The following is a 5,927-nucleotide window of genomic DNA, read 5'->3' as shown; positions in this document are numbered from 1 at the left end:
CTGGCGGAACGCGATGCGCCCGCGGCCACGCAGCCGCACGCTATAGCCCTGGTGCAGCACGAGCAGCCGTCCCCCTTCGCGGATGGACATCCAGCCTTCGCCGCCACCGACCTCGGCCGCCACGAGGTCCTCCTTGTCCGGAGGGGCTGGCGCGCCGGCGCGCGGAACGCGCGGCTCCTCGACGCGTTCCGTTGCCACTTCTCCCGCGGCGACGCCCGGCGCCGCCCATGCGACCAGCGCCAGCGCTCCGGCGCCGACGGCCGCGCGCCAGGCCCACGTCGTCCGGCGCACTCCTGGACGCGTGCCGTCGAGCAGGCGCTGCACGCGCGCCACCAGGTGCGACCGGTTCTCGGCCATCCCCGCGACGGCCATCCGCGGCGCGCCGTTCATCCAGGTCGCGACTTCGGCTAGGCACTTGGCGAGCACGAGCCCCCCGCCCGTGCGATCCGCCGCCCAGTCGTCGCACAGGTACTCGGCGGTCTCCTGGAGCCGGCGCCTGGCCACGCGGTTCAAGGGCTGGAGGTAGAAGACGCTCTCGATGGCGGCGCTCAACGCGAGCCACGCGGGGTCGCGGCGGACCAGGTGCCCCAGCTCGTGCGCGAGTACCGCCCGCTGCTCGGCGGGCGCGAGGCCGTCGAGGGCCCGCGCCGGCAGGACGATCTCATCCCACCCGAACGCGATCGGCCCCGAGATCTCGTCGCTCACGCTGAGGCGCACCCTCCGTCGGACGCCGGCGGACGCGCGCAACGCGTCGAGCATCTCGACCAGCGGTCCGTCCGTAAGCACGCGGCGGGCGCGCAGCCGGCGAGCCAGGCAGCCGCGCGTGACGACCAGACGCATGCCGAAGGCGAGCGCCCCGAAGAACCAGAGCTGGAGGAGCGACGCCGGCCAGCTGACGTTGACCCCACTGAGCACCCGGCGGAAGCGTGGGGCAGGCGCCGCCTCGCGAACCTCCGGTCCGGCGGCGGAGCCACCAGCGCCGTAGCCGGCCTGCGACTCGACCAGGGCCGGGCCCGCCGTCGAGCCGACGCGCCCGGATGAGCTACGGAAGGCGGGGGGCGCCATTCCGCGGGCCGACACATCGATGAACGCGGACTCCTCGGTGGGAGTGAGCATCGCGTTACCGCCGTAAGGCTCGACCCGCAGCGCCAGCTGCGCCGTCGCCGTCAACAGGCCGCCAACGAGCGCCACCTTCCACAGGGTGTCCCTCGCCGCATTCGTCCGCACCACGCCTAACGCAAACAGCACGCAGGCCCCGCCAAGCAGGACGGTGCTGTGCATCAAGTACGTGAGGAGCCAGGCAACCACGCTGAGCAGGATGGCCATGTCAGGACTCCGGTTTCTGTTCCTGGGCCTCGATCAGCCGCCGCACGCGGGCGAGGTCGCCCGGGGCGATCTCCCTTTCGGCAAGCAAATGGCTCACCAGCGCCGTGACGTCTCCGTTGAAGAGTCGCTCGGCGAGCCCGCTGACCATCGAGTGACGAACCCTTTCCTCCGATACGAGCGGCCGGTAGACATAGTGTCGGCCCTCCGACCGGCGCGCCACCAACCCGGCCCTCTCCAGCCGGGTGAGTATCGTGGCGACCGTGGTGAGGGCCAGACCCCGCTCTCCCTGAAGCGCCGCATGTACCTCGGAAACGGATGCTTCGGATCGGGCCCACAGCGCGCGCATGACGTCCAACTGAAGCTCGGTCAGCTCGAGATTATCGTCCATGGGGTCATTCTACATCTGTAGTAGCAGAAGTCAAGACCTGGTTTCAGGCCGAATCGAGGGCCTTCTGGAAGATGCGGTACCGCTTGTAGACCTGGCCGCCACCGCGCTCCATCTCGGCGCGCACCTTGGCATTCGTCTCGAGCTCGTGATGGCTGTCCATCACCGTGAACCCGGCGGGGATCGCGGAGCGGAGGATCGCGCGTCCCATCAGCATGTCCAGGCCGCGGCCGCGGTACTCCTCTTTTATCCCAGCGAGGAGCAGGTCGAGCTGCTTGGCGCGCTTTGCCGCGCGCAGGATGTGGATGAAGCCGAAGGGGAAGAGCCGGCCTCGCGACTTCACGATGCCCTCGTACAGGTTGGGCATGGCGATGATGAAGGCGACGACCTGCCCGTCCTTCTCGACGACCTTCACGAACCGTGGATCGAGGAGGGGAAGGTACTTCTTCGCCAGCTCCGTCATCTCCATCTCGTCGAGCGGCGAGTACCCGTAGATCTCCGCGAACGTCTCGTTCATCAGCGCCAGGACGGGCCGGATGTACGGCTTGGCCTGGGACTTGGAGACGAACTCCACCAGCTTGAACTCACCGCGCCGCGCGACGCGATCCGCCACCTTTTCGATGAACTCCGGCACCTGTGGCGGAACGGGGACCTTGTAGACGACGTAGTCAATCTCCTTCGTGTACCCCTCCGCCTCGAGGAACCGGACGATGTACGGGAAGTTGTAATAGGTCACGATGGTCGGTTCCTGGTCGAAGCCCTCGACCATGAACCCCTCCGGGTCCTGGTCGGTGAAGCCGAGCGGACCGACGATCTTCGTCATGCCGAGTCCGCGCGCCCAGTCCTCCACCCAGGCGAGGAGCGCGTGGGCCACCTCGGGGTCCTCCGTGCTTTCGAGGCACGAGAAGCGTGCCGTCGTCTCGCCCATCTTCTCGTTGTGCCGCCGGTTGACGATCCCCATCACCCGGCCCACCAGCTCGCCATCGCGGTGCGCCAGTGCCAGCGTGGTATCGCAGTACCCGAAGGCGCGGTTCTTCCTGGGATTGAAGTAGTCCCACTCATCCCAATAGATGGGAGGCATCCACTTCGGATGGTCGCGGTGGAGCCGCTCCGGAAGGTAGATGAAGCGCTTGAGGTCGCGCCTAGTGCGGACGGGGGTGAGGCCGAGGGGCATGCTGTGCGTTCAACGTAAGGCCGCGCGCGGACTCGCGCCAGCTTCAGGGTCGACTGCGACTCGCGGCCGGCCCGCCTACACCCCGCCGAACCAGGGGTAGCCCCGGTCCTCCCAGTAGCCTCCGGGCCGTTGGTCAGTGAACTCCACCGAGAGCAGGTACTTGGTGTTCTTGTAGCCGAGCTTGGTCGGCGAGTAGAGGCGGAGCGGCGCGCCGTGATCGGGCCTGAGGCGGCGACCGTTGTATGCGTAGGCGAGGATGGTCTGCGGGTGCATCGCGGACGCCAGGTCCCAGCCGTTGGAGTACCCGCTGTCGAACGAGCGGAACATCACGTACCGGGCGGCGGACAGCGGCTCGACGCGGTCGGCCAGAGCGCGGAGTGGCACGCCGCTCCAGGTCGCGATCGCGCTCCAGCCTTCTACGCAGTGATGCTTGACGGTGTAGGTGAGCCGCGGGAACGCCATTACCTGCTCGAGCGTGAGCGAGGCCGGCCGCATAACGAGCCCCGTCACCTCGAGGCGCCACGCCGCCGGGTCGGCGAGCATCGGCATGCCTCGGCTGACGAAGTACGCCGGAAAGTCGCGCTCGGGGGTGCGCTTCGCGACCGGGTACTCGCGCGCGAGCCGATCGCTGAGCAGCCGCGCCGATACCCAGTCGTTGAAGCCGGAGAAGCCGGCGAGGTGCTTCGCGAACGGCCCGCCGTCCCAGCCACAGGCGCTCAACACCGACGATGCGCCGGCGGCGGCGGCGAGCACGAATTGGCGGCGGTCGAGCGACCCAGCGCGCGGTTCCGCAGCGCTCGGCGCGCCGGCCCGTTGGCCTGCTGACCTACTCGTGTCACGCTCCATGGCTCGGAAACCTCCCCCTGTACCATCCCGTGACGATCGCCCGCATCGACGCGGGATCCACCAGGAAGACCAGCGCAACGTGCACGAGTATGAAGCCGACGAAGATCCAGACCGTTAGGAAATGCCAGTAGCGCGCCAGCTCGTAGCCGCCGAACAGTGAAGTCAGCCAGCCGAGCTGGACGGGTTTCCAGATCGCCCACCCCGTCAGAAGCGACAGCGCGCCGAGCAGCACGAGGTAGATCTGGAGCCCGCTCGCGATCATGCCGACGAGAAGCACGCCGTTCACCCAGTGCGTGAAGCGGACGATCCAGTGGTGGCGTTTGACTGTCATGGGTTCCCCGTCGTAATGCGAGCTGCCCTCCGGCGGTTCCCGGCTCAACTCCGGTTGGCCCGCTCGACGGCGTCTGTGAACGCCTTCAGCTTGTCTTCGTCGAGCTTGCCGTCGGTCCGCACGCCGCTGCACAGGTCCACGCCGAACGGCTCCACCGCGCCGATCGCCTCGGCCACGTTGCCGGCGTTGAGGCCACCGGCCAGCCAGACCGGCACGTCCACCAGCTCGCGGATGCGCCGGCTGAGGGTCCAGTCATGGGTGCGGCCCGTTCCTCCCAGCTCCTTCACGGCAAGGTCCTGATTGCCCGAGTCGAGAAGGATGGCGTCGACGTGGGGTGCTACCTCGGCCGCTTCCATCAGGGAGCGCTCGCCTGAGACGTGGATGACCTGGACGATGGCGACCCCGGGCAGCGCCCGCTTTAGGTCGCGATGCGTCCCGATCAGCAGCCGGTCGCAGATCTGGATGGTGTTGAGCCGGAGCTTTCGCTGCTGGGCGATGATCGCGGTGGCGTCCTGCCTGCTCGTCAGGAGGAAGGTGGCGATCCCGGGGGGCACGACGCCGGCGATGCGTCGCAGCGTGTCGTCTGGGACGGGGCCCGGCCCGCTTGGCATCGCGGAAACGAAGCCGAGGGCGGAGGCGCCGTGGCGGATCGCCATCCAGACCTCCTCCGTGCTCGACATGCAGCAGATCTTGACCCGGGTTCTGCCGGCCGGCTTCATATCGCTCCCTGGGGCACCGTGACGCGCTGACCTGTGCTATCCTAATGTCATGACCACCGATCGCGAAACCACCGACGCCTGGCGCGAGCACTGGCAGGACGAGGCGGATGCGGCCTTCCTCTATCGCGTCCTGGCCGAGGCGGAGCCGAGTACCGAGAAGAAAGACCTGTACCGCCGCCTCGCCGATGTGGAGGACCGGCACACCCAGATCTGGGCCAAGGTGCTCGGCGACAACGGCGTCACGATGGGAGTGCCGAGTCCCACGGCGCGGGCGCGCCTGCTGGCCTGGACGGCGCGGCGTTTCGGGCCGTCGGTGCTGACCGGGATGTTGCTTCGGGAAGAGGGGCGAGAGGTGAAGGGCTACCTCGCGCTGCACCGCGAAAGCGCCCCGGGTGCAGCAAAGGACGCCGCGCTCACCCTGGCCAAGGAATCGGCCGAGCACGCCGAGACGCTGGGCGGAATGGCGGGCGTGACCGGAGAGCCGTGGCACCAGGCGGGGTCCGGCGGCTTCCTGCGCAACGTGGTGTACGGCTTCAACGATGGCCTCACCGCGAACTTCGGGCTGGTGGCCGGCGTGATCGGCGCGAGCGTGGGGCCGCACGTCGTGCTCGTGTCCGGGATGGCGGGGATGATCGCGGACGCGCTGTCCATGGGCTCGTCCGGCTATCTCGCGGCCAAGAGCGAGCTGGAGGTATACGCGCACGAAATAGCGATGGAGTCCGAGGAGATCCGGCTGATGCCGGAGGTCGAGGAGGACGAGCTGGCTCTTCTCTACGAGGCCAAGGGCATCGAGCGGGAGGAGGCGCGCCGCCGGGCCCACGAGGTCATCGGCGACCCGGAGCGCGCGCTGGCTGAGAAGGTCCGTGAGGAGCTGAAGATCGGCGAGCAGCGGAGCACGCCACTGCGCGAAGGGCTGGTGACGGGGACCGCCACGTTGATCGGCGCCTTGATCCCGGTCGCGCCGTTCCTGGTCATGAGCGGCGTGCCGGCCATCGCGACGTCGTTCGTGGTCTCGATGTTGTCGCACTTCGCGGTGGGCGGAGCGCGCAGCGTGTTCACCGGGCGCGGCGTGATCTGGTGCGGGATGGACCTGTTCATCGTCGGGGTGGGGGTGGCGGTGGTGGGATACGTGGTCGGTGGTCTGGT

The 5,927-nt window shown here is 68.6% G+C and carries 7 protein-coding genes; 1 reads left to right on the top strand and 6 read right to left on the bottom strand.

Annotated features, from left to right (window positions below; genetic code table 11):
• The 6 genes from Q8Q85_04560 to Q8Q85_04535 all read right to left on the bottom strand — a co-directional run.
• Nucleotides 1-1,326: M56 family metallopeptidase (locus Q8Q85_04560; protein ID MDP3773518.1), on the bottom strand; the 1,326-nt coding region annotated here is incomplete at its 3' end.
• A 1-nt stretch (nt 1,327) separates the two neighbouring features.
• Nucleotides 1,328-1,714 carry a BlaI/MecI/CopY family transcriptional regulator gene (locus Q8Q85_04555; GenBank protein ID MDP3773517.1) on the bottom strand — a complete coding sequence of 129 codons (387 nt, stop codon included), beginning with the start codon at nt 1,712-1,714 and terminating at the stop codon, nt 1,328-1,330.
• A gap of 43 nt (nt 1,715-1,757) precedes the next feature.
• Nucleotides 1,758-2,885, bottom strand: a complete 1,128-nt coding sequence (locus Q8Q85_04550; GenBank protein MDP3773516.1) for a hypothetical protein — start codon at nt 2,883-2,885, stop codon at nt 1,758-1,760.
• Between the two features lie 75 nt (nt 2,886-2,960).
• Entirely contained in the window at nt 2,961-3,638 is a 678-nt protein-coding gene (locus Q8Q85_04545) for a molybdopterin-dependent oxidoreductase (GenBank protein MDP3773515.1), read from the bottom strand.
• Between the two features lie 82 nt (nt 3,639-3,720).
• Nucleotides 3,721-4,062 (bottom strand): cytochrome b/b6 domain-containing protein, encoded by a 342-nt coding sequence (locus Q8Q85_04540; GenBank protein MDP3773514.1) that lies wholly within the window; start codon nt 4,060-4,062, stop codon nt 3,721-3,723.
• A gap of 44 nt (nt 4,063-4,106) precedes the next feature.
• Nucleotides 4,107-4,781 carry a phosphoribosylanthranilate isomerase gene (locus Q8Q85_04535; GenBank protein ID MDP3773513.1) on the bottom strand — a complete coding sequence of 225 codons (675 nt, stop codon included), beginning with the start codon at nt 4,779-4,781 and terminating at the stop codon, nt 4,107-4,109.
• 49 nt (nt 4,782-4,830) lie between these two features.
• On the opposite strand from Q8Q85_04535, the gene Q8Q85_04530 reads away from it, so the two are divergent.
• The coding region (locus tag Q8Q85_04530; protein MDP3773512.1) for a VIT1/CCC1 transporter family protein at nt 4,831-5,927 on the top strand (1,097 nt) is incomplete at its 3' end.

This window comes from Gemmatimonadales bacterium (assembly GCA_030697825.1).
Classification (GTDB): Bacteria; Gemmatimonadota; Gemmatimonadetes; order Gemmatimonadales; family JACORV01; genus JACORV01.
This window is presented reverse-complemented; position numbering and strand designations above follow the sequence as displayed.

What these genes read in the sequence shown, in the direction of transcription:
- Q8Q85_04555 (MDP3773517.1), bottom strand. Translation starts at nt 1,714, where the DNA reads ATGGACGATAATCTCGAGCTGACCGAGCTTCAGTTGGACGTCATGCGC.
- Q8Q85_04550 (MDP3773516.1), bottom strand. Translation starts at nt 2,885, where the DNA reads ATGCCCCTCGGCCTCACCCCCGTCCGCACTAGGCGCGACCTCAAGCGC.
- Q8Q85_04540 (MDP3773514.1), bottom strand. Translation starts at nt 4,062, where the DNA reads ATGACAGTCAAACGCCACCACTGGATCGTCCGCTTCACGCACTGGGTG.
- Q8Q85_04535 (MDP3773513.1), bottom strand. Translation starts at nt 4,781, where the DNA reads ATGAAGCCGGCCGGCAGAACCCGGGTCAAGATCTGCTGCATGTCGAGC.